The organism is Brevibacterium ihuae, assembly GCF_900184225.1.
GTDB classification, from domain to species: domain Bacteria; phylum Actinomycetota; class Actinomycetes; order Actinomycetales; family Brevibacteriaceae; genus Brevibacterium; species Brevibacterium ihuae.
The window spans coordinates 15,041-37,732 of the sequence record NZ_FXWZ01000003.1; the positions used below are offsets into that span (position 1 = coordinate 15,041).

Annotated in this window: 21 protein-coding genes and 1 pseudogene; 7 read left to right on the forward strand and 15 right to left on the reverse strand. The window is 71.6% G+C overall.

Annotated features, from left to right (window positions below):
- Nucleotides 1-82 precede the first annotated feature (82 nt).
- Nucleotides 83-3,313, reverse strand: a pseudogene (gene fdnG, locus C1A17_RS05410) (formate dehydrogenase-N subunit alpha); the annotation flags it as partial.
- Nucleotides 3,314-3,412: 99 nt separating this feature from the next.
- Between fdnG and C1A17_RS14805 the strand changes: the two are divergent.
- Both C1A17_RS14805 and C1A17_RS05420 read left to right on the forward strand, forming a co-directional pair.
- Complete coding sequence (locus C1A17_RS14805) at nt 3,413-3,784, forward strand: MFS transporter (protein WP_425427274.1); 372 nt, start codon at nt 3,413-3,415, stop codon at nt 3,782-3,784.
- Nucleotides 3,785-3,858: 74 nt separating this feature from the next.
- Nucleotides 3,859-4,959, forward strand: a complete 1,101-nt coding sequence (locus C1A17_RS05420; protein WP_425427275.1) for an MFS transporter — start codon at nt 3,859-3,861, stop codon at nt 4,957-4,959.
- A gap of 42 nt (nt 4,960-5,001) precedes the next feature.
- Here C1A17_RS05420 and fdhD read toward each other — a convergent pair whose 3' ends face one another.
- The 5 genes from fdhD to C1A17_RS05445 form a co-directional block, all read right to left on the reverse strand.
- The gene (fdhD, locus tag C1A17_RS05425; RefSeq protein ID WP_101651606.1) at nt 5,002-5,865 is read right to left on the reverse strand and encodes a formate dehydrogenase accessory sulfurtransferase FdhD; all 864 of its coding nucleotides are present in this window, start codon (nt 5,863-5,865) and stop codon (nt 5,002-5,004) included.
- Between the two features lie 49 nt (nt 5,866-5,914).
- On the reverse strand, nt 5,915-6,502 hold the full coding sequence (gene moaC, locus C1A17_RS05430; protein WP_101651608.1) for a cyclic pyranopterin monophosphate synthase MoaC: 588 nt from the start codon (nt 6,500-6,502) through the stop codon (nt 5,915-5,917).
- Nucleotides 6,503-6,580: 78 nt separating this feature from the next.
- Nucleotides 6,581-7,567: an IS481 family transposase gene (locus C1A17_RS05435; RefSeq protein ID WP_101651610.1), complete on the reverse strand. Its 987-nt coding sequence runs from the start codon at nt 7,565-7,567 to the stop codon at nt 6,581-6,583.
- A 75-nt stretch (nt 7,568-7,642) separates the two neighbouring features.
- Nucleotides 7,643-8,392 (reverse strand): SDR family oxidoreductase, encoded by a 750-nt coding sequence (locus C1A17_RS05440; RefSeq protein WP_101651612.1) that lies wholly within the window; start codon nt 8,390-8,392, stop codon nt 7,643-7,645.
- On the reverse strand, nt 8,389-8,886 hold the full coding sequence (locus C1A17_RS05445) for an RrF2 family transcriptional regulator (protein WP_101651614.1): 498 nt from the start codon (nt 8,884-8,886) through the stop codon (nt 8,389-8,391). The genes C1A17_RS05440 and C1A17_RS05445 overlap by 4 nt, the downstream gene beginning before the upstream one ends.
- A gap of 159 nt (nt 8,887-9,045) precedes the next feature.
- On the opposite strand from C1A17_RS05445, the gene C1A17_RS05450 reads away from it, so the two are divergent.
- The 4 genes from C1A17_RS05450 (at nt 9,046) to C1A17_RS05465 (ending at nt 11,877) form a co-directional block, all read left to right on the forward strand.
- Nucleotides 9,046-9,444 carry a TOBE domain-containing protein gene (locus tag C1A17_RS05450; protein WP_101651616.1) on the forward strand — a complete coding sequence of 133 codons (399 nt, stop codon included), beginning with the start codon at nt 9,046-9,048 and terminating at the stop codon, nt 9,442-9,444.
- A 95-nt stretch (nt 9,445-9,539) separates the two neighbouring features.
- Nucleotides 9,540-10,292 carry a molybdate ABC transporter substrate-binding protein gene (modA, locus tag C1A17_RS05455; protein WP_101651618.1) on the forward strand — a complete coding sequence of 251 codons (753 nt, stop codon included), beginning with the start codon at nt 9,540-9,542 and terminating at the stop codon, nt 10,290-10,292.
- Nucleotides 10,289-11,083, forward strand: a complete 795-nt coding sequence (locus C1A17_RS05460) for an ABC transporter permease (protein WP_101651620.1) — start codon at nt 10,289-10,291, stop codon at nt 11,081-11,083. The genes modA and C1A17_RS05460 overlap by 4 nt, the downstream gene beginning before the upstream one ends.
- On the forward strand, nt 11,080-11,877 hold the full coding sequence (locus C1A17_RS05465) for an ATP-binding cassette domain-containing protein (protein WP_101651622.1): 798 nt from the start codon (nt 11,080-11,082) through the stop codon (nt 11,875-11,877). The genes C1A17_RS05460 and C1A17_RS05465 overlap by 4 nt, the downstream gene beginning before the upstream one ends.
- A gap of 39 nt (nt 11,878-11,916) precedes the next feature.
- On the opposite strand, the gene argH is transcribed toward C1A17_RS05465, so the two are convergent.
- The 8 genes from argH to argC form a co-directional block, all read right to left on the reverse strand.
- On the reverse strand, nt 11,917-13,335 hold the full coding sequence (argH, locus tag C1A17_RS05470; protein WP_101651624.1) for an argininosuccinate lyase: 1,419 nt from the start codon (nt 13,333-13,335) through the stop codon (nt 11,917-11,919).
- Between the two features lie 165 nt (nt 13,336-13,500).
- Complete coding sequence (locus tag C1A17_RS05475) at nt 13,501-14,715, reverse strand: argininosuccinate synthase (protein WP_101651626.1); 1,215 nt, start codon at nt 14,713-14,715, stop codon at nt 13,501-13,503.
- Between the two features lie 55 nt (nt 14,716-14,770).
- Complete coding sequence (argR, locus tag C1A17_RS05480) at nt 14,771-15,304, reverse strand: arginine repressor (RefSeq protein WP_101651628.1); 534 nt, start codon at nt 15,302-15,304, stop codon at nt 14,771-14,773.
- A 1-nt stretch (nt 15,305) separates the two neighbouring features.
- On the reverse strand, nt 15,306-16,241 hold the full coding sequence (gene argF / locus C1A17_RS05485; RefSeq protein ID WP_101651630.1) for an ornithine carbamoyltransferase: 936 nt from the start codon (nt 16,239-16,241) through the stop codon (nt 15,306-15,308).
- Nucleotides 16,238-17,455 carry an acetylornithine transaminase gene (locus C1A17_RS05490; protein ID WP_101651632.1) on the reverse strand — a complete coding sequence of 406 codons (1,218 nt, stop codon included), beginning with the start codon at nt 17,453-17,455 and terminating at the stop codon, nt 16,238-16,240. Before C1A17_RS05490 ends, argF begins: the two co-directional genes overlap by 4 nt.
- A complete protein-coding gene (gene argB / locus C1A17_RS05495) occupies nt 17,452-18,429 on the reverse strand; it encodes an acetylglutamate kinase (RefSeq protein WP_101651634.1) in 978 nt (325 codons plus the stop codon). The genes C1A17_RS05490 and argB overlap by 4 nt, the downstream gene beginning before the upstream one ends.
- Nucleotides 18,426-19,586: a bifunctional glutamate N-acetyltransferase/amino-acid acetyltransferase ArgJ gene (gene argJ, locus C1A17_RS05500; protein ID WP_101651636.1), complete on the reverse strand. Its 1,161-nt coding sequence runs from the start codon at nt 19,584-19,586 to the stop codon at nt 18,426-18,428. Before argJ ends, argB begins: the two co-directional genes overlap by 4 nt.
- A complete protein-coding gene (gene argC / locus C1A17_RS05505; protein WP_101651638.1) occupies nt 19,583-20,656 on the reverse strand; it encodes an N-acetyl-gamma-glutamyl-phosphate reductase in 1,074 nt (357 codons plus the stop codon). The genes argJ and argC overlap by 4 nt, the downstream gene beginning before the upstream one ends.
- 81 nt (nt 20,657-20,737) lie before the next feature.
- Between argC and C1A17_RS05510 the strand changes: the two genes are divergently transcribed.
- Nucleotides 20,738-21,709, forward strand: a complete 972-nt coding sequence (locus tag C1A17_RS05510) for a quinone oxidoreductase family protein (protein ID WP_101651640.1) — start codon at nt 20,738-20,740, stop codon at nt 21,707-21,709.
- 99 nt (nt 21,710-21,808) lie between these two features.
- Here the strand turns inward: C1A17_RS05510 and C1A17_RS05515 are convergent, their stop codons facing one another.
- Nucleotides 21,809-22,621 carry a LysE family translocator gene (locus tag C1A17_RS05515; RefSeq protein WP_180953230.1) on the reverse strand — a complete coding sequence of 271 codons (813 nt, stop codon included), beginning with the start codon at nt 22,619-22,621 and terminating at the stop codon, nt 21,809-21,811.
- Between the last annotated feature and the right edge of the window lie 71 nt (nt 22,622-22,692).

A 22,692-nucleotide genomic window follows, 5' to 3' on the forward strand; every position in this document is an offset into this window, starting at 1 on the left:
CGTGCTCGCCGGCCTCCTCCTCGGCACGGAGGGCGTGGGACTCTCCCGCCTCCGCCGGATCGCCCTTCTGGGGCGCCTCGGCATCGACCGGGGTCTGCGTTCCCTCGGCCACCGCCGGAGCGGTGACGGCGGCGCTGTCGGTGGCGGTGGTCGCCCCGGCGCGGTCGAGGTACTCCCGGACGAGCGCCTCGCGCGCGGGGCCGCGGGGTCGGCGGCCGGGCCGGATGTCGCACGACCCGGTCTTCGAGTCCTGGATCAGCACGTTGGGGTCGAGCGTGATGCCGATGAGGTCATTGGCGGAGTCGCCGCTGACGACGGCGTCGCCGCCGCCCACACCCCAGTGGTAGGGCAGTCCGATCTGGTGGACCGTCCGCCCGCCGACGGTGAGCGGCGTCATCCGGCGGGTGACGAGCACCCGCACCTCGATCGCGGCGCGCGGCGAGATCACCGTCGCCCACCCGTTGGGCTCGAGACCGCGCTCGGCCGCGAGCTCGGGCGACACCTCGCAGAACATCTCCGGCTGGAGCTCGGAGAGATAGGGCAGCCAGCGGCTCATCCCGCCGGCGGTGTGGTGCTCGGTGAGCCGGTAGGTCGTAAAGACGTACGGGTAGACCTCGGCCCCGGCCGCTCCCGCGCTCGGGGCGAACAGGTTGTCCGCGCGCGGGAAGACGATCCGGGCGGGGTTCTGCTGCTGCGGGTACACGGGATTGGCGACCGGCGACTCCTGCGCCTCGTAGTGGGTGGGCAGCGGGCCGTCGATCATCCCGGTCGGGGCGAACAGCCAGCCCCTCCCGTCGGGCTGCATGATGAAGGCGTCCGAGCCGCCGAGCGCCGCCGGGCCGGAGGCGTCCGGGTCGGGCGGGGTGCCGGGAGCGCGGTCGACGGGGAAGTCGGCGACGTCGGGCCCGGTCCACCGACCGGCCTCGGCATCCCACCACAGGAGCTTCTTGCGCTCGGACCACGGCCTGCCCTCGGCGTCGGCGGAGGCCCTGTTGTAGAGGATCCGCCGGTTCGCCGGCCATGCCCAGGCCCAGGCGGAGGCGATCTCGTCCTGCTTCCGGCCCGGCACGCGGCGGGCCGCCATGTTCTCCCGGCCGGCGTAGATCCCCGAATAGATCCAGCACCCGCTGGAGGTCGAGCCGTCGGCCCGCAGCTCCGCGATGCCGTCGAGCGGCTCGCCGGCCCGCTCCCCGGTGAGGTGGTAGCCGTTGATCTCGGCGAGCACGGCTTCGGGATCGGGTTCCCCGTGCTCGTCGACCGGGTAGTCCCACGTGAGGTCGAGCAGCGGCCGGTCGCGGGGGTCGGTGGAATCGGCGAGGCGGCTGCGGATCCGCCGACCGAGCTCGTGGAAGAAGTGGAGCTCGCTCTGCGCGTCGCCCGGCGGGGTGACCGCCTGATGCCGCCACTGCACGAGGCGCTGGGTCTGGGTGAAGCTGCCGGACTTCTCCGTGTGGTTGGCCGCCGGCAGGACGAACACCTCGGTGTCGATGTCCTCGGTGCGGAGCTCCCCGGATTCGATCTCCGGGCCGTCCTTCCACCAGGTGGCGGATTCGATGAGGGAGAAGTCGCGCACGACGAGCCACTTGAGGTGGGACATGCCGAGACGCTGCATGCGGCCGTTGGCGGAGCCCACCGCCGGGTTCTGGCCGAGGATGAAGTAGCCCTCGACCTCGTCCTCGAGCATGCTCATCACCGTCTGGTACGTCCCGTGCGGACCGGTGAGCCGCGGCAGGTAGTCATAGGCGTAGTCGTTCTCCGCCGTCGCCGCATCGCCCCACCAGGCCTTGAGGAGGCTGATCGTGTAGGCGTCGGCGTTCGCCCAATAGCTCTTCTGCTCCTTCGTGCCCACGGTGTCGAGGTAGTCGGCGAGCGTGTCGTGGGTGCCGGCCTTGGGCATCGGCAGGTATCCCGGCAGCAGGTTGAACAGGGTTGGGATGTCCGTCGAGCCCTGGATCGTGGCGTGTCCGCGCAACGCCATGATGCCGCTGCCCGGACGGCCGACGTTGCCGAGGAGCAGCTGGAGGATCGCAGCGGTGCGGATGTACTGGGCGCCCTGCGTGTGCTGGGTCCAGCCGACGGCGTACGCGAAGCACGTCGTCCGCTCGCGGCCGGAGTTCTCGGTGATCGTCCGGGCGAGGAGGGCGAAGTCGGCGGGCGCGATGCCGCAGGCGTCGGCGACGAGCTCCGGGGTGTACCGCTGGAAGTGCCGCTTGAGGATCTGGAACACGCACCGCGGGTGCTGCAGGCTCGGGTCCTCAGCGGCCGGGGCGCCGGGCGGCACCGGCCGACCGCTGCCGTCGGCGGAGGCATAGGACCAGGACGCGAGGTCGTAGGCCCCGGTCTCGGGGTCGAAGCCGGAGAACAGCCCTTCGAGGTCCTCGGGCTCCCCGTACTCCTCGTTGATGATCGTCGCGGCATTGGTGAACGTCCGGACGTACTCGTCGAAGTGGAGGTCGTTGCTCAGCACGTGGTTGATGAGCGCGCCGAGGAGCACGATGTCCGTGCCCGCCCGGATCGGGACGTGGGTGTCCGCGACCGCGGAGGTGCGGGTGAAGCGGGGGTCGACGTGGATGATCTTCGCACCGCGCGCCTTCGCCTCGGCGACCCACTGGAACCCGACGGGATGGCATTCGGCCATGTTCGAGCCCTGGATGACGATGCAGTCGGCATTGGCCATGTCCTGCAGGGACTGCGTGGCGCCCCCTCGTCCGAACGAGGCTCCCAGACTGGGAACCGTGGCGGAGTGTCAAATGCGGGCCTGGTTCTCGATCTGGATCGCCCCCGCCGCCGTGAAGAGCTTCTTGATGAGGTAGTTCTCCTCGTTGTCGAGCGTCGCTCCGCCCAGCGAGGCGATCCCCATCGTGCGGCGCAGCGGCCGGCCGTCGGCGTCGACGTCCTGCCAGTGCCGGCGGCGGGATTCGAGGAAGCGGTCGGCGATCATGTCGATCGCACGGTCGAGGTCGAGGGTGTCCCAGTCCGCGGCGCCCGGCGCCCGGTAGAGGACCCGGGTGACACGCCCGGACTGGTTGACGAGCTGCTCGCTCGCCGCCCCCTTGGGGCACAGGCGACCGCGCGAGATCGGGGAGTCGGGATCGCCCTCGATCTGGATGACCCGGTTGTTCTTCGCGTAGATGAGCTGACCGCACCCGACCGCGCAGTACGGGCACACGCTCTGGGCGACGGTGTCGGCATCCGCAGTCCGGGGGGAGGTCGCGCGGGTGCGCGGGGAGGTCACCGCGCTGCCCCGTCCGGTGATGTCACCGGACCGGAACTGCCTGACGACAGGCCATCCCAGGAAGCTCAACCGCGACATGCCGCGAGTGTAACATGGCTCACATCGGCAGGTTCCCCTGTGATCCGCCGGACCCGGTCGCATCCGAGATCGACGGCGATCTCGCGGAAGGACGAACTCGTGAACGACGCATCCTCGGCACCGCCCGCACGCACCCGGCGCGGATCCCGCTTCGGCAAGGCCGCGATCACCGCGACCCCGGAGTTCAACCGCTGGCTCGTCCCGGCGGCCGCCCTCGCCATCCATCTGTGCATCGGCCAGGTGTACGCCTTCAGCGTGTTCAAGCTCCCCCTCATGGACCACTACGGGGTCGGCGAGGTCGCCGTCGGCTGGATCTTCACCCTCGCCATCGCCGTCCTCGGGCTGTCCGCCGCGTTCGGCGGCACGTGGGTGGAGAAGAACGGCCCCCGCGCCTCGATGCTGCTCGCCGGCGCCTGCTGGGTGGCCGGCTTCTTCGTGTCCGTGCTCGGCATCTCCACCGGCCAGCTGTGACTCGTCTACGTCGGCTACGGGCTCATCGGCGGGTCGGACTGGGCATCGGGTACATCTCCCCGGTCTCGACTCTCATGAAGTGGTTCCCCGACCGGCCGGGGCTCGCGACCGGGCTGGCGATCATGGGGTTCGGCGGCGGTGCGCTCATCGCGAGTCCGCTGTCGAACGCGCTCATGGCCTTCTACGGCGGCGGGTCGGAGCCGGAGAACCTCGTCGCGGGCCTCACCCCGACGTTCATCACCCTCGCGGTGGTCTACGCCGTGCTCATCACCGCCGGCGCCTTCGTCGTGCGCGTGCCGCACCCGGACTGGAAGCCGCAGGGCTGGGATCCGGAGAAGGCCACCGCGAAGCCGATGCAGACCGACAACCACGTCGCCGTCGGCCGGGCGATGCGGACTCCGCAGTTCTGGTTCCTCTGGATCGTCCTCTTCACCAACGTCACCGCCGACATCGGCATCCTCGAGAACGCCGCCCCGATGATCCGGGACTTCTTCCCGGAGATCACCGCCGCCGCGGCCGCCGGGTTCGTCGGCATGCTGTCGCTGACGAACATGGCCGGGCGCTTCGTGTGGTCGAGCGTCTCGGACTACATCGGGCGCAAGAACATCTACATGCTCTACCTCGGGCTCGGGCTGCTGCTCTATCTCCTCATTGCCCTCGCCGGGGACTCGCTCATCGTGTTTCTCCTCGCGACCCTCGTCATCCTGTCGTTCTACGGCGGCGGGTTCGCGACGATCCCGGCCTACCTCAAGGACCTGTTCGGCGTCATGCAGGTCGGCGCGATCCACGGCCGCCTGCTTACCGCCTGGTCGGCAGCCGGCATCGCGGGACCGCTCATCGTCAACACCGTCATCGAATCGCAGGCCGCGGCCGGCCGGGAGGGACCGGACCTCTACACCCTCTCGCTCTTCATCATGGTCGGCGTGCTCGCCGTCGGGTTCATCGCGAACCTCCTCGTCCGCCCCGTCCACGAGCGGCACCACGCCTCCGCCGAGGAGGTCGAGGCCGCGACCGGCACGAGCGCCGCCGCCGACGAATCCGGCGAAGTCGCGAGCCACGGCTCGAACGCGTTCCACCGTGCGGTCGCGCTCGGACTCGCCGCCGTCGTCGTCCTCGGGCTCGGGTACGGGCTCGTCCAGACACTCCTCCGGGCAGCGCAGCTCTTCACCGGCTGAGCCGGCTCGACCGGTCGAGCGGCCGACCGCGGGCGCCGCTCCTCAGCGCTCGGCGGCCGCGCCGGCGATGCGCTCCGGATGGGAGTAGACGTTGCACGTCCGTCCCCGGTTGAACCCGACGACGGTGATGTGCTCCTCCCGGCCGAGGTCGACGGCGAGGGACGAGGGTGCGCTCACCGCGGACAGCACGGGGATGCCGGCCATCGCGGCCTTCTGCACGAGCTCGAACGAGGCGCGGCCCGACACCTGGAGGATCGTGCGGCGAAGCGGCAGGCGGTCCTCGGCGAGCGCCCGGCCGATGACCTTGTCGACCGCGTTGTGGCGTCCGACGTCCTCCCGGACGACGAGGAGCTCCGGATCCGACGCGTCCTCGGGAACGCGGAACAGGGCGGCTGCGTGGACCCCTCCGGTGGCCTCGAACTGGGACTGCTCGGCGCGCAGGCGGTCGGGCAGGCGCAGGAGCGCGGCCGGCGCGATGAGAGGGCTGTGCTCGGGGTGCGCGACGGGGTGGGAGGAGACCTTCCGGACCGCCTCGAGCGAGGCGGTGCCGCAGATCCCGCACGCCGAGGACGTGTAGACCTGGCGCGCGACCGGCGCCCGCCGCCCGCGCGCGGCATCGGCGAGGCGCACCCGGGCGACGTTGTAGTTGCGGCTGCCGTCGGGGTCGAGACCCGAGGCGAAATCGATCTCGACGACGTCCTCGCGACCGGTGATGATCCCCTCGGCGAGGAGGAGTCCGTGGACGAGCTCGACGTCGTGGCCCGGAGTCCGCATCGCGACGGCGAACTCCGCTCCGTCGAGGCGGATCTCGAGCGGCTCCTCGCCCGCGAGCTTGTCGGCCCGGGCGAAGACCTCGCCTCCGGCGTCGAACCGGTGGACCCGCGTGCGGACGGTCACCCGCGCCACGGCCGCTCCCCCTGTCCGGACCGGCCGCCGAGGTGTCGACGTGACGCGCTCACGGGCGCGTCCACTCCCCCGACGCGCCCCCGGACTTGGAGACGACCCGCACCGCGGAGATCTCCGCCGCCCGGTCGAGGGCCTTGATCATGTCGTAGAGGGTGAGGGCCGCGACCGAGGCCGCGGTGAGCGCCTCCATCTCCACGCCCGTGACGCCCGTGGTCCGCACGGTCGCGGTGATGCGGATGCCGGCGGCCCGGTCGCCGGGTTCGGGCGCGGCGTGTCGGCCGGTCGCCTCCTCCGCACCGGGCACCCCGATGAAGTCGACGGTGACGCCGCTGATCGGCAGCGGATGGCACAGCGGCACGAGATCGGGGGTGCGCTTGGCGGCCATGATCCCGGCGACCCGGGCGACGGCGAGGGCGTCGCCCTTGGGCAGCTCGCCGTCGAGGATCCGGGCGACGACCTCCGGGCGGCTGAGCAGGACGGCCTCGGCCGTGGCCTGCCGGCGGGTCACCGCCTTGTCCGACACGTCGACCATGTGGGCCGAGCCGTCGGCCCGGACGTGGGTGAGCCCGCCGTCGCGACGGGCGTCGTCGTGCGAGTCGATCGCGCGGTCGGGAGCAGCGGTGCGGTCCGGGGTCATGGCGGGGTCCTCCTCCGTCCGGGGGCGGCTGATCACACGGATCCCACTGTACTCCCGGGGCGGTGCGGCCCTCCGGCGCTAGGTGTACTGACCGGGGACGTTGGTCAATCGTGAGAGCGGCGGCTGGTTGCCGCAGGCCGTGTGCGGCCGGTGGTGGTTGTAGTAGTGCAGCCAGCCCTCGAGAGCATCGCGACGTTCAGCTTCGGATGTGTAGCAGCGGGCATAGGCCCAGCCGTCGGCGAGAGTGCGGTGGAATCGCTCGATCTTTCCGTTCGTCTGGGGGCGGTAGGGGCGGGTCTTCTTCACCGTGACGCCGAGCTGGTCACAGGTCTGGTGCCACAAGCGAGACTTGTAGGCCGCCCCGTTGTCCGACAGGACACGCTCGACGGCCACGCCTCGTTGATTGAACCAGTCGGTGGCCCGAATGAGGACGGCTGCGGCGGTGAGCGCGGTCTCATCGTCGTGGATTTCGGAATAGACGACGCGAGAGTAGTCGTCGATGACGGAGTGAATGAACGCGTGCCCCATCTTTGGGTTATGCCACTTGCTCTTGGGCTTGCCGGGCGTCGCAGCGCGGTTCTTGTCGCCCTGACGGCGGCCAACGAAGTGCCAGCCTCCGCCGTCGGGGATGTTGCCGACCTTCTTCACATCGACGTGGACCAGGGACCCGGGACGCTCGTGTTCATAGCGCCGGATGGGTTCTCCAGTGGCCCGATCAACATGCGTCAAGCGGTTGAGGTGACACGTAGTCAAGATCCGATGGACTGTAGACGGGGCAATTTCCAAACGACAGGCCAGCTGCACGGGCCCCTCGCGGAGCCGCATGCGGAGGCTGACACAGCGCTTAACGACCTTCGGAGCAGTTCTATTCGGGGAGTGGCGCGGCTTGGACGAACGGTCATGCATGGGCTCCCCGGCGCGGTAGCGATCAACCCAGCGCTTGACGGTGGGCCAAGAGACCTGAAATCGGGCGGCAACCTCGCTGATCGGCCAGCCATCCTCCACGACAAGCTGGGCCACCTTCAAGCGGTGACGGGGTGTGAGTGCGGCGTTTGCGTGAGTCATGGGATCTCCCGTGATACGCGAACAGGGGCCGGCAATGGCCGGCCCCTGTTCGCAGTGGTGTGGTGTGGTGACCAATCAGGCCATAGGGACTTGGGTCTGGGTCCAGGCAGTGACGTCGGGGCCCACGAGTTCCGCTCCGGTAGGGGCAAGTAAGACGCCATCGGCCAGGGCCGGAAGGCTCGGGGTGGTGGCGATCACTGGGCGCTGGTCGTTGCGGGTGGCCAGGAGTGCTCGGGTCAGGTCGGGTAGGCGGATCTGTTCGGGGCCGGCAACCTGACGGTCGCGTACCGCCCCGCTGACGGATTCGACCAGGATGCGGGCAACTTCATCGACGGCGATTGGCTGCACGAGCCAGTCCTCGACCTGTACCTCGTTCTCGTTCTGAGTGACGGCGCCAGGGTTGAGGGCGAACTCCATCCACTGCGCCGAGCGAACCACTACATGTTCAAGACCGCTGGTCGCGAGGACCTGTTCCTGGGCGCGCTTGGCGAGGTAGTAGTCGAACTCATCGAACGCGGGGTTGTCGATGTTGCAGATCGACAGATGCACCAGCCGGCTCACCCCAGCCTGTCGGCAGGCCTCGACGACGCGGGTGGTGGTCTGTCGGAAGGTGTCGACCAAGTCGGTGTCGGGGTTGGTGGGGAATGGGTTGGAGGTGTCGATCACGGCATCAGCACCTCGCAGCGCCTCGACGAGCCCCGCGCCGGTGTGCAGGTCGACTCCCGTGGCGCGGGACAGTTCGGTGACCTGGTGGCCTGCCTGATGGGCGGCGTGGGTGGTGGCGCGACCGGCGGTTCCGGTGGCGCCGATGATGGCGATCTTCATGAGAGGTCCTTGTCGGTGTCTGGCTCCAGCCCGGTGGCGCGGAGCATGCGGGTACGGGTGTTGTCATCCAGGCCATCGGCCAGGTCGGCGATAGAGGTCTCCGTGAGGGATGAGCGCCACGCATCCTCGGCGCGCAACATGGCTTGGTTGATCGAGCACAGCCCGGAGGCAAGGATCCGCTGCTTCTGGTCCGCGAACGCTCCTTGGCAGCGGATCTCGCTGCACTGGAACAACGGCGTCGCGCTACCGAGGGCAGCAACCACGTCACCGAGGCTCACATCCGCGGCGGGTCGCGCGAGGCGGAATCCGCCCGTGGCGCCGGCAGTCGAGGTGACGATCCCTGCAGCGGCGAGCTTCTGCAGGTGCTTGTTCAAGTAGCTCGGCGACAGGTCGAACACTCGAGCCAAGCCCACGCTCGACACGGCTCGATCCGCGGCCACTTCCAACACGACCAGCGCATGCGCAGCCCACTCCACACCCTTCGGCAGTTCCATACCTAGACAGTATCTATCTAGATTGCATCTGTCTAGAGTCGATGAAGCGGGGGCTCGCGGAGAGGAATCACTGATCGATCAACGTATCCGGTCAGTACAGCTAGGCTGAGGACCACTCCGGTGCACAGGCCCGGGCGGACAGCGGATGGGAGAGCGACGATGACGCAGCTGCGGATCTCACAGGCGGCGGCCTTCCTCGGGGTGAGCGACGACACGGTCCGCCGGTGGGTCGCGGCCGGACGCCTCCCGGCGGAGAAGGACGACGCCGGGCGATCGGTGATCCCCGGCGTCGAGCTCGCCCGTGTGGCGCGGGAGGAGGCGACGCGCCCGCCGGTGCCGGAGACCCACGGCTCCTCGGCGCGCAACCGGTTCGTCGGACTCGTCACCCGGGTCGAGGTCGACGGGGTCATGGCACAGGTCGACATCCAGGCCGGGCCGCACCGCGTGGTCTCCCTGCTGTCGCGGGAGTCGGTCGAGGAGCTCGGCCTCCGGCCCGGCGATGTCGCCACCGCCTCCGTCAAGGCCACCCACGTCGTCGTCGAGACGCCGCGACCCTGAACTCCGCTCCCCACTCCGCATCTGCGGTGGTTCTGACGCACTCCTTCCGCATATGATGATCGGACGGCCCGTCATCCCGTCCGAGGAGGTCTCCCGTGCTCCGGCTCCGGTTCCTTCTCGCCGCGGCGGCCGTCCTCGTGCTCACCGCGTGCGGCACGGGCCCGGGAGCGGCCGACCGGACTCTCACGGTGTTCGCCGCCGCCTCGCTCACCGATCCGCTGACCGCCCTCGCCCGGGAGTTCGAAGCCGCGCACCCGGGGATCGCGGTCGACCTCGGCCTCGCCGGGTCGAGCGACCTCGTCGCCCAGATCGCGGAGGGGGCTCCGGCGGACGTCGTCGCGCTCGCCGATGAGCCGACCCTCGCCCCGCTCGTCGACGCCGGTCTCGTCCCCGCCGATCCCCCGATCATCGCGACGAACACCCTGACGATCGTCACCGCACCCGGCGCTGCCGCCGGGGTCACCGGGCTCGCCGACCTCGCGGCACCCGAGCTGTCCGTCGTCGTGTGCGCGCCGCAGGTGCCGTGCGGCGCGGCGAGCCACACCGTCCTCGACATCGCGGGCGTCGCGCTCGCGCCGGTGAGCGAGGAGTCGAAGGTCACCGACGTGCTCGGCAAGGTCACCTCGGGCGAGGCCGACGCCGGCCTCGTCTACGTCACCGATGCCCGGGCGGCCGGGGACGCCGTCGACATCGTCGAATTCCCCGAGTCCGCCGCGGCCGTCAACCGCTACCCGGCAGCCGTCGTCGCCGACGCCGCGGAGCCGGAGGCCGCGCAGGACTTCGTCGACCTCCTCGCCTCGGAACAGGGCCGCCGGGCATTCGCTGCGGCCGGATTCGGGCCGCCGTGAGCCGGCGCACGCGCTCCGGGATCGCGCTGCCGCGCCTGCTCCTCGTCCCCGCGGGGATCGGGGCCGTCCTCGTCGTCCTCCCCCTCATCGGGCTGCTCCTCCGCGCCGACCTCGGCCGCTTCGCAGCGCTCGTCACCTCGGAGCCGGCGCTCGCCGCCCTCGGGCTCTCGCTCGTCACCTCGACCGCGGCGACCGCACTGTGCCTCGTGCTCGGGGTGCCGCTCGCGCTCGTGCTCGCCCGCGCCGAGTTCCCCGGCCGGCGCGCCGTGCGCACCGCGGTGCTCCTCCCCCTCGTCCTACCCCCGGTGGTCGGGGGCATCGCACTGCTCGCGACCTTCGGGCGGATGGGGCTCCTCGGACGCAGCCTCGAGACGCTCGGGGTCACCATCGCCTTCTCCACCGTCGCGGTCGTCCTCGCGCAGGCCTTCGTCGCGCTGCCGTTCGTCGTCCTCACCGTCGAGGGCGCGCTCCGCAGCCACGACGAGCGCTACGAGATCATCGCCGCGGGGCTCGGCGCCGCCCCCGGTTTCGCACTGCTCCGCGTCACCCTGCCCCTGCTCCGGCCCGCGCTCGTGTCGGGCACCGTGCTGTGCTTCGCGCGGGCGCTCGGCGAGTTCGGGGCGACGATCACCTTCGCCGGCTCGCTCCAGGGCCGCACCCGGACCCTGCCGCTCGAGATCTACCTCCTGCGCGAGACCGATCCGGATGCCGCCGTCGCGCTCTCGCTCGTCCTCGTCGTCATCGCGGTGCTCGTCGTCGGCCTGCTGTACCGCCCGGGGAGGCGGACATGACGCGCACCGCACACCGCGCAGCCGGACCGCGGGAGGCGGCACCCGCGATCTCCCTGCGCGCCCGGCTCCCCGAGCGCGGCCTCGACGTCGACCTCGCCGCACCGCCCGGGGTGACGACGGCGCTCATCGGTCCGAACGGCGCCGGCAAGTCGAGCACCGTCGCCGTCCTCTCCGGGTTCCTCCGGCCGGCCTCGGCCCGCGTCGCGGTGGGCGAGCGCGTGCTCGTCGACACCGATCCGGGGTCGCGGACATGGGTGCCGCCGCATCAGCGCGGGATCGTCCAGCTCGTCCAGCAGCCGCTGCTCTTCCCCACGATGAGCGTGCTCGACAACGTCGCCTTCGGACTCCGGACTGCCGGCGTCGGGCGGGCCCGGGCGCGCGCCCGGTCTGCGGACATGCTCGAGCGCGTGGGAGCCGGCGACCTCGGCGGCGCCCGGCCAGCGGAGCTGTCGGGAGGTCAGGCGCAGCGCGCCGCGATCGCCCGGGCGCTCGTCACCGACCCGGCCGTGCTCCTCCTCGACGAGCCGCTCGCCCAGCTCGACGGCGCCTCAGCCGCGCGCGTCCTCGCACTCCTCGGCGAGGCGCTCGCCGGCCGCACCGCACTGCTGATCTCCCACGATCCGGCCGAGGTCCGTGCGCTCGCCGCGCACATCGTCGTCCTCGAGGCGGGGCGGGTAGCGCAGAGCGGCGCCTGGGAGGAGATCGCCGCGGCGCCCGAGACGGAGTTCGCGCGGCGCTTCACCGCGGACGGCGAGGAGTCCGGGGCGGAACGCAATGCGCCCGCACCGCCGTGATCGGCGATGCGGGCGCACGGGTGCGGGGCGAGCCGGACCTCAGCGGGCGGTCGAGTCCGCGAAGGCCCGGAGCCGGGCCGATTCCGCCCGCGCCCGCTCGAGCTGCTCGGCGACGGCGCTGCGCGCGGTGCCGCCCTTGGCGTTCCGGGAGTCGATCGACCCGTGGGTGGTGAGCACCTCGCGCATGGCGGGGGTGAGGTGCTCCGAGATGCCCGCATAGTCCTCGTCGCTCAGGTCCCACAGCTCGACGTCGCGCGATTCGGCGAGCTTGACCGCCGCACCGGACAGCTCGTGGGCGACGCGGAAGGGCACGCCCTGGCGGACGAGCCATTCGGCGATGTCGGTGGCGAGCGCGAACCCGCGCGGCGCCAGGTGCTCCATCTTCTCGGTGTTGAAGGTCAGCGTCGCGACCATCCCGGTGAACGCCGGAAGCAGCAGGGTCAGGGTGTCGGCGGCGTCGAAGACCGGCTCCTTGTCCTCCTGCAGGTCGCGGTTGTACGCCAGCGGCATGGCCTTGAGGGTGGCGAGCAGGCCGGTGAGATCGCCGATGAGGCGCCCGGACTTGCCGCGGGTGAGCTCCGCGACGTCGGGATTCTTCTTCTGGGGCATGATCGACGAGCCGGTGGAGAAGGCGTCGTCGAGGGTGATGAACGAGAACTCCTTCGTCGCCCAGAGGATGATCTCCTCGCTCAGGCGGGACAGATCGACGCCGATCATCGCGGCGACGAACGCGAACTCCGCGAACACGTCGCGCGACGCGGTGCCGTCGATCGAGTTCTCCACCGAGTCGGCGAAGCCGAGCTCCGCGGCGACGGCCTGCGGGTCGAGGCCGAGCGAGGACCCCGCGAGCGCGCCGGATCCGTACGGGGACACCGCGGCGCGGCGGTCGAAGTCGACGAACCGCTCGACATCGCGCAGCAGCGGCCACGCGTGGGCGAGCAGGTGGTGGGCGAGGAGCACCGGCTGGGCGTGCTGGAGGTGGGTGCGGCCGGGCATCGGCACCTCGCGGTGGGCGGCCGCCTGCTCGATGAGCGCGTCGACGGTGTCGAGGACGAAGCCGGCGATGATCCGGGCGTTGTCGCGGAGGTACATCCGGCCGAGGGTGGCGATCTGGTCGTTGCGCGAGCGGCCGGCGCGCAGCTTGCCCCCGAGGTCGGGGCCGGCGATCTCGAGGAGCCCCCGCTCGAGCGCGGAGTGGACGTCCTCGTCGGATTCGGCGGCGACGAACTCGCCCGCGAGGACCCGCTCCTCGAGGGTGTCGAGAGCGGCGAGCATGCCGTCGAGCTCAGCGTCGTCGAGGAGTCCGGCACGATGCAGGACGCGGGCGTGGGCCCGCGACCCGGCGATGTCGTAGGCGGCGAGGCGCCAGTCGAAGTCGGTGGACTTGCTCAGTGCGGCCAGGGCCTCGGCGGGGCCGTCGGCGAAGCGGCCGCCCCACAGGCTGATGCGATCGGACACGGTGTTCCCTCGTTCGTCGGTGTCGGTGCGGTCCGGCCGGGCACGGGGCCCGGCCGGGTCCGGGGGTGGCGCAGGGTGCGGTCGATGCTGCGGCCGCGCCCTGCGGGTGAGATTGCGATTTCCGGCGGTTTCGCTCTCAGGAACCTACGGAAATTGCACTCTGGGTCAGAGGCGGATGCCCTTGTCGAAGCGGTGGTCGCGCGCGGCAGCCTGCTTCGAGGCGAGCCCGTAGATGTCGATGAACCCGCGGGCCGAGGACTGGTCGAAGGTGTCGCCCTCGTCGTAGGTCGCGAGGTTGAAGTCGTAGAGCGACGACTCCGAGCGCCGGCCGGTGACCGTCGCGCGCCCGCCGTGGAGCTCCATCCGGATGTCGCCGGACACGTACTCCTGCGTGTCGTCGATGAACGTGTCGAGCGAGTCCTTGAGCGGCGAGAACCACTGGCCGTCGTACACGAGCTCGGTCCACCGCTGGTCGACGAGCTTCTTGAACCGGGCCTGCTCGCGCTCGAGGGTGACGTTCTCGAGCTCGCGGTGCGCGGCGATGAGGGTCATCGCGCCCGGCGCCTCGTAGACCTCGCGGCTCTTGATGCCGACGAGGCGGTCCTCGACGATGTCGATCCGGCCGATGCCCTGGGCGCCGGCGCGCTGGTTGAGCTGCTCGATCGCCTCGAGCGGGGTGACGGCCCGGCCGTCGATCTTCACCGGGATCCCCTTCTCGAAGGTGATGGTGACCTCGTCGACCGGCGGCGGGAAGGCCGGGTCGTCGGTGTAGTCGTAGACGTCCTTCGTCGGGCCGTTCCAGATGTCCTCGAGGAACCCGGTCTCCACCGCGCGGCCCCACACGTTCTGGTCGATCGAGAACGGGTTGTTCTTCGTCGTGACGATCGGCAGGCTGTTCCGCTCGGCGTACTCGATGGCCTTCTCGCGGGTGAGCGCGAGGTCGCGGACGGGCGCGATGCATTTCATGTCGGGGGCGAGCGAGGTGATGCCGACCTCGAACCGCACCTGGTCGTTGCCCTTGCCGGTGCAGCCGTGGGCCACGGTGGTGGCGCCGAACTTCCGGGCGGCGGTGACGAGGTGCTTGACGATGACCGGGCGGGAGAGCGCCGAGACGTTGGGGTAGGCGTCCATGTAGAGCGTGTTCGCCTTGAGGCCGGGCATGCAGTACTCCTCGGCGAACTCGTCGCGCGCGTCGGCGACGTAGGCCTCGACCGCGCCGCAGTCGAGGGCGCGCTGGCGGATCGTCTCGAGGTCCTCGCCGCCCTGTCCGACGTCGACGGCCATCGCGACGACCTCGGCGCCGGTGGCCTCGTGGATCCAGCCGATGGCCACGGAGGTGTCGAGCCCGCCGGAGTAGGCGAGGACGATGCGGTCTGTCATGGGGTTCTCCTTGTGTCGTTGCGGTGCTGATGTTCGGGGGGTGCCGCGGATCGGCTCAGGCGCCGTCGGCGGCCAGGGTGAGGAGGAGCCCGGCGAGCTGCTCCCCCCGGCTCACGTCGCCGGTGATCACGAGCACGGTGTCGTCTCCTGCGATCGTACCGAGGACTCCGGGGATCACCGAGCGGTCGAGCGCGGAGGCGAGGTACTGGGCCGCACCCGGCGGGGTGCGGAGCACGACGAGCTGCTCCGCGCTCGTCACGCTGACGAGCAGCTCCTCGAGGAGCCGCGGGAGCTTGGCGTCGAGGACCTCGCCGTCGGCGGCCGCCTGCAGGCTGCGGTCCCCGCCCTCGCCGGGCACGGCGTAGGCCGAGCCGGCCGCGGTGCGGACCTTGACCGCACCGATCTCGGCCATGTCGCGCGAGAGCGTCGCCTGGGTCACGGACATCCCGCGGGCCGCGAGCAGCTGCATGAGCTGGGACTGCGAGGTGATCGCCTCGCGCCGGATGAGATCGACGATGAGCTGCTGGCGGGCGGTCTTCGTCGCCGGGGAGACGGCGTGGCCCTCGTCGAAGGGTGCGGCGGCGGCCATCTCAGTGCTCCAGCAGCCAGGTGAGGAGCGCCTTCTGGGCATGGAGCCGGTTCTCCGCCTCGTCGAAGACCACCGAGTGCGGCCCGTCGAGGAGCTCCGCGGTGATCTCCTGCCCGCGGTAGGCCGGCAGGCAGTGCATGACGAGGGCGTCGTTCGACAGCGCGTGGAGATCGTCGTCGAGCCGGTAGGCGGCGAACGGCGAATCCTCGCCCGAACGCCCGTCGTCGTCCTGTCCCATCGACACCCAGGTGTCGGTGACGAGGACATCGGCGTCGGCCGCCGCGGCCCGCGGGTCGGTCTTCACGACGACGGAGCCGCCGGTGGTCGCCGCGAGCGCCTCGGCCTCGGCGAGCACGGCCGGCGCCGGGTGGGAGCCGGAGGGTGCGGCGATCCGCACGTGCATGCCGGCGTTGGCCCCGGCGAGCGCATAGGAGTGCGCCATGTTGTTCGCGCCGTCGCCGAAGTAGGCGAGCGTGAGGCCCGAGAGCCCGTTGCCGGACCCGGTGTGCCGGTGCTCGCGGATGGTCTGGAGATCGGCGAGGAGCTGGCACGGGTGGTAGTCGTCGGACAGCGCGTTGACCACCGGGACCCGCGAGTGGGCTGCCATCTCCTCGAGCCCGGACTGCGCGTAGGTGCGCCACACGATCACCGCGACCATGCGCTCGAGGACGCGGGCGGAGTCGGCGATCGACTCCTTGTGCCCGAGCTGCGACTCCCCGGGGTTGATGATGAGCGGCGAGCCGCCGAGCGCGGCGACGCCGGCGGAGAAGGACACCCGGGTGCGCGTCGAGGTCTTGTCGAAGATCACGGCGACGGTCTGCGGGCCGGCGAGCGAGCGGCGGGAGTACGGGTCGGCCTTGAGCGCGTCGGCGAGATCGAGGACCTCGCCGAGCTCGGCGGGGCTGAGGTCGCTGTCCTTGAGGAAGTGGCGGGTCATGATGCGGTCCCTCCTGCGGTGTCGAGGATGCTGGGCAGGGCGTCGAGGAAGCGGTCGAGGTCCGCGTCGTCGATGATGAGCGCCGGGGCGATGCGGAGCCGGGTGTCGGTCACCGGATTGACGATGAAGCCGGCGTCGAGCGCGGCCTCGGCGACCGCCTTCGCGTTCCCCGCCGTGAGCTCGGCCGCGCGCAGCAGACCGACGCCGGAGACCTCGGACACGCCGTCGAGCGCGGCGAGCCGCGCGGCGAACCGGTCGCCGCGCTCGCGCACCCGGGCGAGCAGCCCGGCGGACTCGATCGTGGTGAGCACCGCGAGCCCGGCGGCGGTGGCGATCGGGTTGCCGCTGTAGGTCGAGCCGTGCTGGCCCGGCACGAGCAGGCCGGTGGTCTCCCGTCCGAAGGTCACGACCGCGCCGAGCGGGAGTCCGCCGCCGAGGCCCTTGGCGCACGTGACGGCGTCGGGGACGATCCCCTCGCCGAGCTCGGGGTCCTGGAAGGCGAACCAGGAGCCGCAGCGCCCGATCCCGGTCTGCACCTCGTCGAGCACGAGGAGGGCGCCGGCCTCGCGGGTCGCCTTGCGGGCGGCGGCGAGATAGCCGACGGGATGGCGGCGCACCCCGGCCTCGCCCTGGATCGGCTCGACGACGACGGCCGCGCAGGTCTCGTCGACCTCGCGGCGCAGCGCCCCGACATCGCCGTGGGGGACGTGGACGACACCGGGCACCCCCGGGGCGAAGGGAGCGCGGAACGCCTCCTTGCTCGTCATCGCGAGCGCCCCCATGGTGCGGCCGTGGAAGCCGCCGTCGACGGCGACGATCTTCGACCGGCCGCCGCCGGCCACGCGCCGCGACATCTTGAGCGCCGCCTCGTTCGCCTCGGCGCCGGAGTTGCAGAAGTAGACGGCGGAGCCCTCCGGGGCCCCGGCGACGGAGAGGAGCTTCTCGGCGAGCGCGATCTGCGGCGGCGAGGCGAAGTAGTTCGACACCTGGCCGAGCGTCGCGACCTGGGTGGACACCGCTTCGACGAGGGCGGGATGGGCATGGCCGAGCGCGTTCACCGCGATCCCGCCGAGGAGATCGAGGTACTCCTTCCCGGACTCGTCCCACACGCGCACACCCTCGCCGCGCACGAGGAGGCGCTGCGGGCGGCCGAGCGCGGGCAGGATCGCCGCCGAGTGATGGGTGCGCCAGTCCGCATCGAAGCCGGTCGTCATGCGGTCTCCTCGGGGGTGTCGGGTCCGTCGTGGCCGTCGTGCATCGTCGCCTGCGGGCTGCCGGCGGCCTCGTGCACCATCGTGCCGATGCCCTGGGTGGTGAAGATCTCGAGGAGGATCGAGTGCGCCATCCGGCCGTCGACGATGTGCGCCTGGCGCACCCCGCTGTCGACCGCGTCGAGCGCCGCGGTCATCTTGGGGATCATCCCGGCGTCGAGGCGGGGCAGGAGCTCGCGCAGCTCGTCGGGAGTGATCTGCGAGATCAGGCTGTCCTTGTCCGGCCAGTCGCGGTAGAGGCCGGGCACGTCGGTGAGCATGAGGAGCTTGTCGGCGCGCATCTCCCGGGCGATCGCGGCGGCGGCGAGGTCGGCGTTGACGTTGAGCGGGGTGTCGGCCGCTCCCCCGAGCTCGGCGGCGATCGAGCAGATGACCGGCACCCGCCCGGCGTCGAGGAGCTCGTCGAGGACCTGCGTGTTGACCTTCCGGATGTCGCCCACCCGGCCGAGGTCGACGGTCTCGCCGTCGACCACCGTGGTCGTCGGCACCGCGAGCAGCAGGTCGGCATCCTCCCCCGAGAGCCCGATCGCGGCGTCGCCGTTCATGTTGATGCGCGACACGATCTCGCGGTTCACCTGCCCGGCGAGCACCATGCGGATGACCTCGGCGGCCTCCGGGGAGGTGACGCGCTGGCCCCCGCGGAACTCGCTGGGGATCTGCAGGCGCTCGAGCATGCGGGTGATCTGCGGACCGCCGCCGTGGACGACGATCGGCCGGAGCCCGGCGAAGCGGAGGAACGCGATGTCGTCGGCGAACGCCTGCTGGAGCTCGTGCGAGACCATCGCATTGCCGCCGTACTTGATGACGATCGTGGCACCGGCGAAGGTCTTGATCCACGGCAGCGCCTCGGTGAGGGTCTCGGCCTTGGCCTGGGCGCGCACGAGGCGCTCTGCGGGAGTGGGGTGATGGCGGGTCATGTCGAGTACGCGCTGTTCTCTTCGACGTAGTCGTGGGTGAGGTCCGAGGTGAGGATCGTGCCCTCGGCGGTGCCGGCGTGGAGATCGATCTCGACGACGACCCGGCGGTCGAACAGGACCTGGGACGGGTCCGCGCCGGGGGCCGAACCGACGCACACCGGAACGCCGTTGAACGTCACGTCGATCGCATCGGGCTCGAACTGCGCGTCCGTGGTGCCGACCTGCGCGACGACGCGGCCCCAGTTGGGGTCCTCCCCGAAGACCGCGGCCTTGAAGAGGTTCGAGCGGCCGACCGCCCGCGACACCTCGAGCGCCTGCTCCTCGGAGAAGGCGCCGCGCGTGGTGATGACGATGTCATGGTGAGCGCCCTCGGCGTCGACGTGGAGCTGCTCGGTGAGGTCCTGGCAGGCGTCGGTGAGCAGCGCGGTGAACTCCCCGAGGTCCGCACGGTGCCCGGAGGCTCCGGAGCTCATGAGGATCACCGTGTCGTTCGTCGACATGCAGCCGTCGGTGTCGAGCCGGTCGAAGGTGCGCGCGGTCGCGGTGCGCAGCGCCTCGTCGAGCTCAGCGGCGTCGAGCACCGCATCGGTGGTGATGACGACGAGCATCGTCGCGAGCCCCGGAGCGAGCATGCCCGCGCCCTTGGCCATCCCGCCGATCCGGTAGGCGGTGCCCTCGCGCTCGGTCGTCTTCGGCACGGTGTCGGTGGTCATGATCGCCTCGGCGGCGGCTGCGCCGCCGGCCGGAGTCTCCTGCGCGGCCTCGGCGAGCGCGGGCAGGCCGGTGAGGATCCGGTCGCGGAAGTCCTGTCCGCCCACGCCGATGAGACCGGTCGAGCACACGAGCACGTCGAGCGGGTCGATGCCGAGGAGCTCGGCGGTGCGCTCCGCGGTGGCGTGGGTGGTCTCGAAGCCGAAGGAGCCGGTGTAGCAGTTCGCTCCCCCGGAGTTGAGGACGACGGCGCGGGCGCGCCCGTCGGCGGAGGCCTGCTGGGACCACAGGACCGGGTTCGCCCGGCACCGGTTGGAGGTGTAGACGGCGGCGACGGCGTCGTGCTCCCCGGTGTTGTGGACGAGGGAGAGGTCGGGCTTGCCGCTGGGCTTGAGCCCGGCGGTCGAACCGGCGGCGGCGAAACCGCGGGGGTACGTCACGCTCATGGGGCGACTCCTTCGGTGGGCAGTGCGGTGGACTCCTCGAGTCCGAGAGCGAGGTGGGCGGACTGGAGCGCCTGGCCGGCGGTGCCGCGCACGAGGTTGTCGAGCGCGACGGACACGAGCACGGTGCCGGCGCGGGAGTCGACGGCCGTCTGGAGGTGCGCGGTGTTCGCCCCGGTCGTCGCCGCGGTGTGCGGCCACTGTCCCTCCGGGAGGAGGCGGACGAAACGCTCCGCGGCGTAGGTCTCCGCGATGACCGCGCGGACGTCCTCGGTGCTCGCCTCCGCGGTGAGCGGCGCGCTCAGGGTCGCGAGGATCCCGCGGGACATCGGGACGAGGGTCGGGGTGAAGGAGATCCGGACGTCGGAGCCGACGGCCGGCTGGCCGAGCACCCCGGCGAGGTTCTGCTCGATCTCCGGGACGTGCCGGTGGGTGCCGGCGGTGCCGTACGGGGACGCGTCGCCGAGCACCTCGGCGGCGAGCAGGTGGGGCTTGAGCGCCTTGCCCGCGCCGGACACCCCGTTGGCGAGCACTGCGGTGAGCCGCCCGGGGTCGATGAGGCCGGCGGCGAGCAGCGGCTGGAGGCCGAGCGTCACGGCGGTGACGTTGCAGCCAGGGACCGCGATGCGGCGGGTGTCGCGGAGGAGCTCGCGCTGTCGCCCGCCGCCGGCGCGAAGGAGCTCGGGCAGCCCGTACGTCCACGTGCCCGGGTGCGCGGAGCCGTAGAACTGCTCCCAGGCGGCCGCGGATTCGAGGCGGTGGTCGGCGGCGAGATCGACGATGAGGGTGTCCGGCGAGGACTCGGCGAGCGCGGCGGCGATCGCGCCGGAGGCACCGTGCGGCAGGGCGAGGACGACGACGTCGTGTCCGGCGAGGACCTCGGCGGTCGATTCCTCCACGGTCATGTCGGCATAGGCGACGAGGTGCGGCTGGTGCTCGCCGAGCCGCGATCCCGCTGTCGAATGGCCGCACACGGTTGTAACGTGAAGGTCTGGATGCCCGCTCAGGAGGCGCAGGACCTCGCCCCCGGCGTACCCGGTGGCCCCTGAGACGGCGACAGTGAAACCCGACATATGCATAACGATACATTGCATACGGTATTTATTCATGCCGTTGCCTGCGGCCGCCGCGGTCGCGGGAGAGGAGGCACTCCCATGCACGCTGTCCACGCCACCCGCAAGGGCGGACCCGAGGTCCTCGAATACGTCGAGCTGCCGGACCCCACCGCGGGTCCCGGTGAGCTGCTCGTCGCCGTCGAGGCCGCCGGCATCAACTTCATCGACACCTACCGCCGCTCGGGGATGTACCCGATGGAGTTCCCGCACATCGTCGGCGTCGAGGGCGCCGGGACGGTCGAGGCCGTCGGCGAGGGCGTCCCCGGGTTCTCCCCCGGCGACCGGGTCGCCTGGCACGATGCGCCCGGCTCCTATGCGGAGAAGGTCGCCGTCCGCGCGGACATGGTCATGCGGGTGCCGGACGGAGTGTCCGCCGAGGCCGCGGCCGCGATCCCGCTCCAGGGACTCACCGCGCAGTACCTCGCGACGGGCTCGCACCGGATCGAGCCCGGCCAGACCGCGCTCGTCCACGCCGCCGCCGGCGGGGTGGGCCTGCTCCTCACCCAGATCATCGGGCACCTCGGCGGTCGGGTCATCGGCACGGTGGGCACCGAGGAGAAGGCGGAGCTCGCCCGGGCCGCCGGGGCCGACGAGGTGTTCCTCTACGGCGAGGGCGTCGACATCGCCGCACGGGTCCGCGAGCTCACCGACGGCGCCGGCGTCGACGTCGCCTACGACGGCGTCGGGAAGGACACCTTCGACGCCTCGCTCGCCTCCCTGAAAGTGCGCGGCTCGATGGTGCTGTTCGGTGCGGCCTCCGGTGCCGTGCCGCCCTTCGACATCCAGCGGCTCAACTCCTCCGGCGGGATCTTCCTGTCCCGGCCGTCGCTCCAGTGGTTCGTCACGAACCCCGAGGAGCTCGCCGAGCGCTCGGCGATGCTCTTCGACGGCCTGGAGAACGGCTGGCTCGACTTCCGGGTCGGGTCGACCTTCCCGCTCGCCGAGGCCGCCGAGGCCCACCGCGCACTCGAGGGGCGCAAGACCACCGGCAAGGTCGTCCTCCTGCCCTGAGCCAGTCCCGAATCCACCGGGGTCCGGGAGCGGACGCGACGAGAGGCCGATCGGTGCAGGTGCACCGACCGGCCTCTCCGCGTTCCGCGCGCGGGCGCGTCAGAGGAACGGGATCGAGAGTCCGAGGAGGACGAGCACCCCGCCGGACACGAGGTCCATGGCGAGCGCGCCGCGCCTGCCCTCGAGCCGGCGGCCGAGCCCGGCGGCGGTGGCGACGAGGAGGAGGGAGTAGAGCGCGAACACCGCGACGATGGTGAGGACGAGGACGGCGATGAGACCGACCCCCTGCTCGCTCGGGAGGAACGCGGGGAACAGCGCGAGGAAGAACATCCCGGTCTTCGGGTTCGTCAGGCTGCTGAGCAGTCCGACCGGGAACGGCGAGCGGCGGCGGTCGACGCCGCGGCCGCTCGTCGCGGTCTCGACGGACGGGTCGGTGGGGTCGAGGATGACCTCGCCGTCGGGAGCAGCGATCCCGGCATGGACCTCACCGCTCGTCGTCACGGGCACGAGGGCCGGAGCGGAAGCGGGGGCGCCCGAGGCCGCCGCGGTCTCCTGGGCACCGGCGCCGCCCGCTGCGACGAGCACCGCGCGGACGGAGGCGGTGCGGGAGCGGAGGGCGCGCTCCGCGGTCCAGACGCCCCACAGGGTGCGCACGCCGAGGAACGTCAGGTAGATGCCGCCGCACACCGCGAGGACGGTGCGCGCCGTCGGATGGCTCTGGAGCAGGGCGGCGATCCCGGACAGCGCGAGGATCGCCCACACGGTGATGCCGCACGCGGCCGCGGAGGCGTAGACGATCCCCCGGCGGAACGACTGCGCGCCGTAGCGGATGGTGAGGAAGGTGTCGGGCCCCGGCGTCACCGCGAGGATGAGTGCCGCTCCGAGGAAGGCGATGAACTCCGCGCCGGTCATGCGTCCGTGCGTCCTGCGTGCATGGCTGTGGGCCCTTTCGTCATGGGAGAGCGCCCGCACGGTCCGGCGGG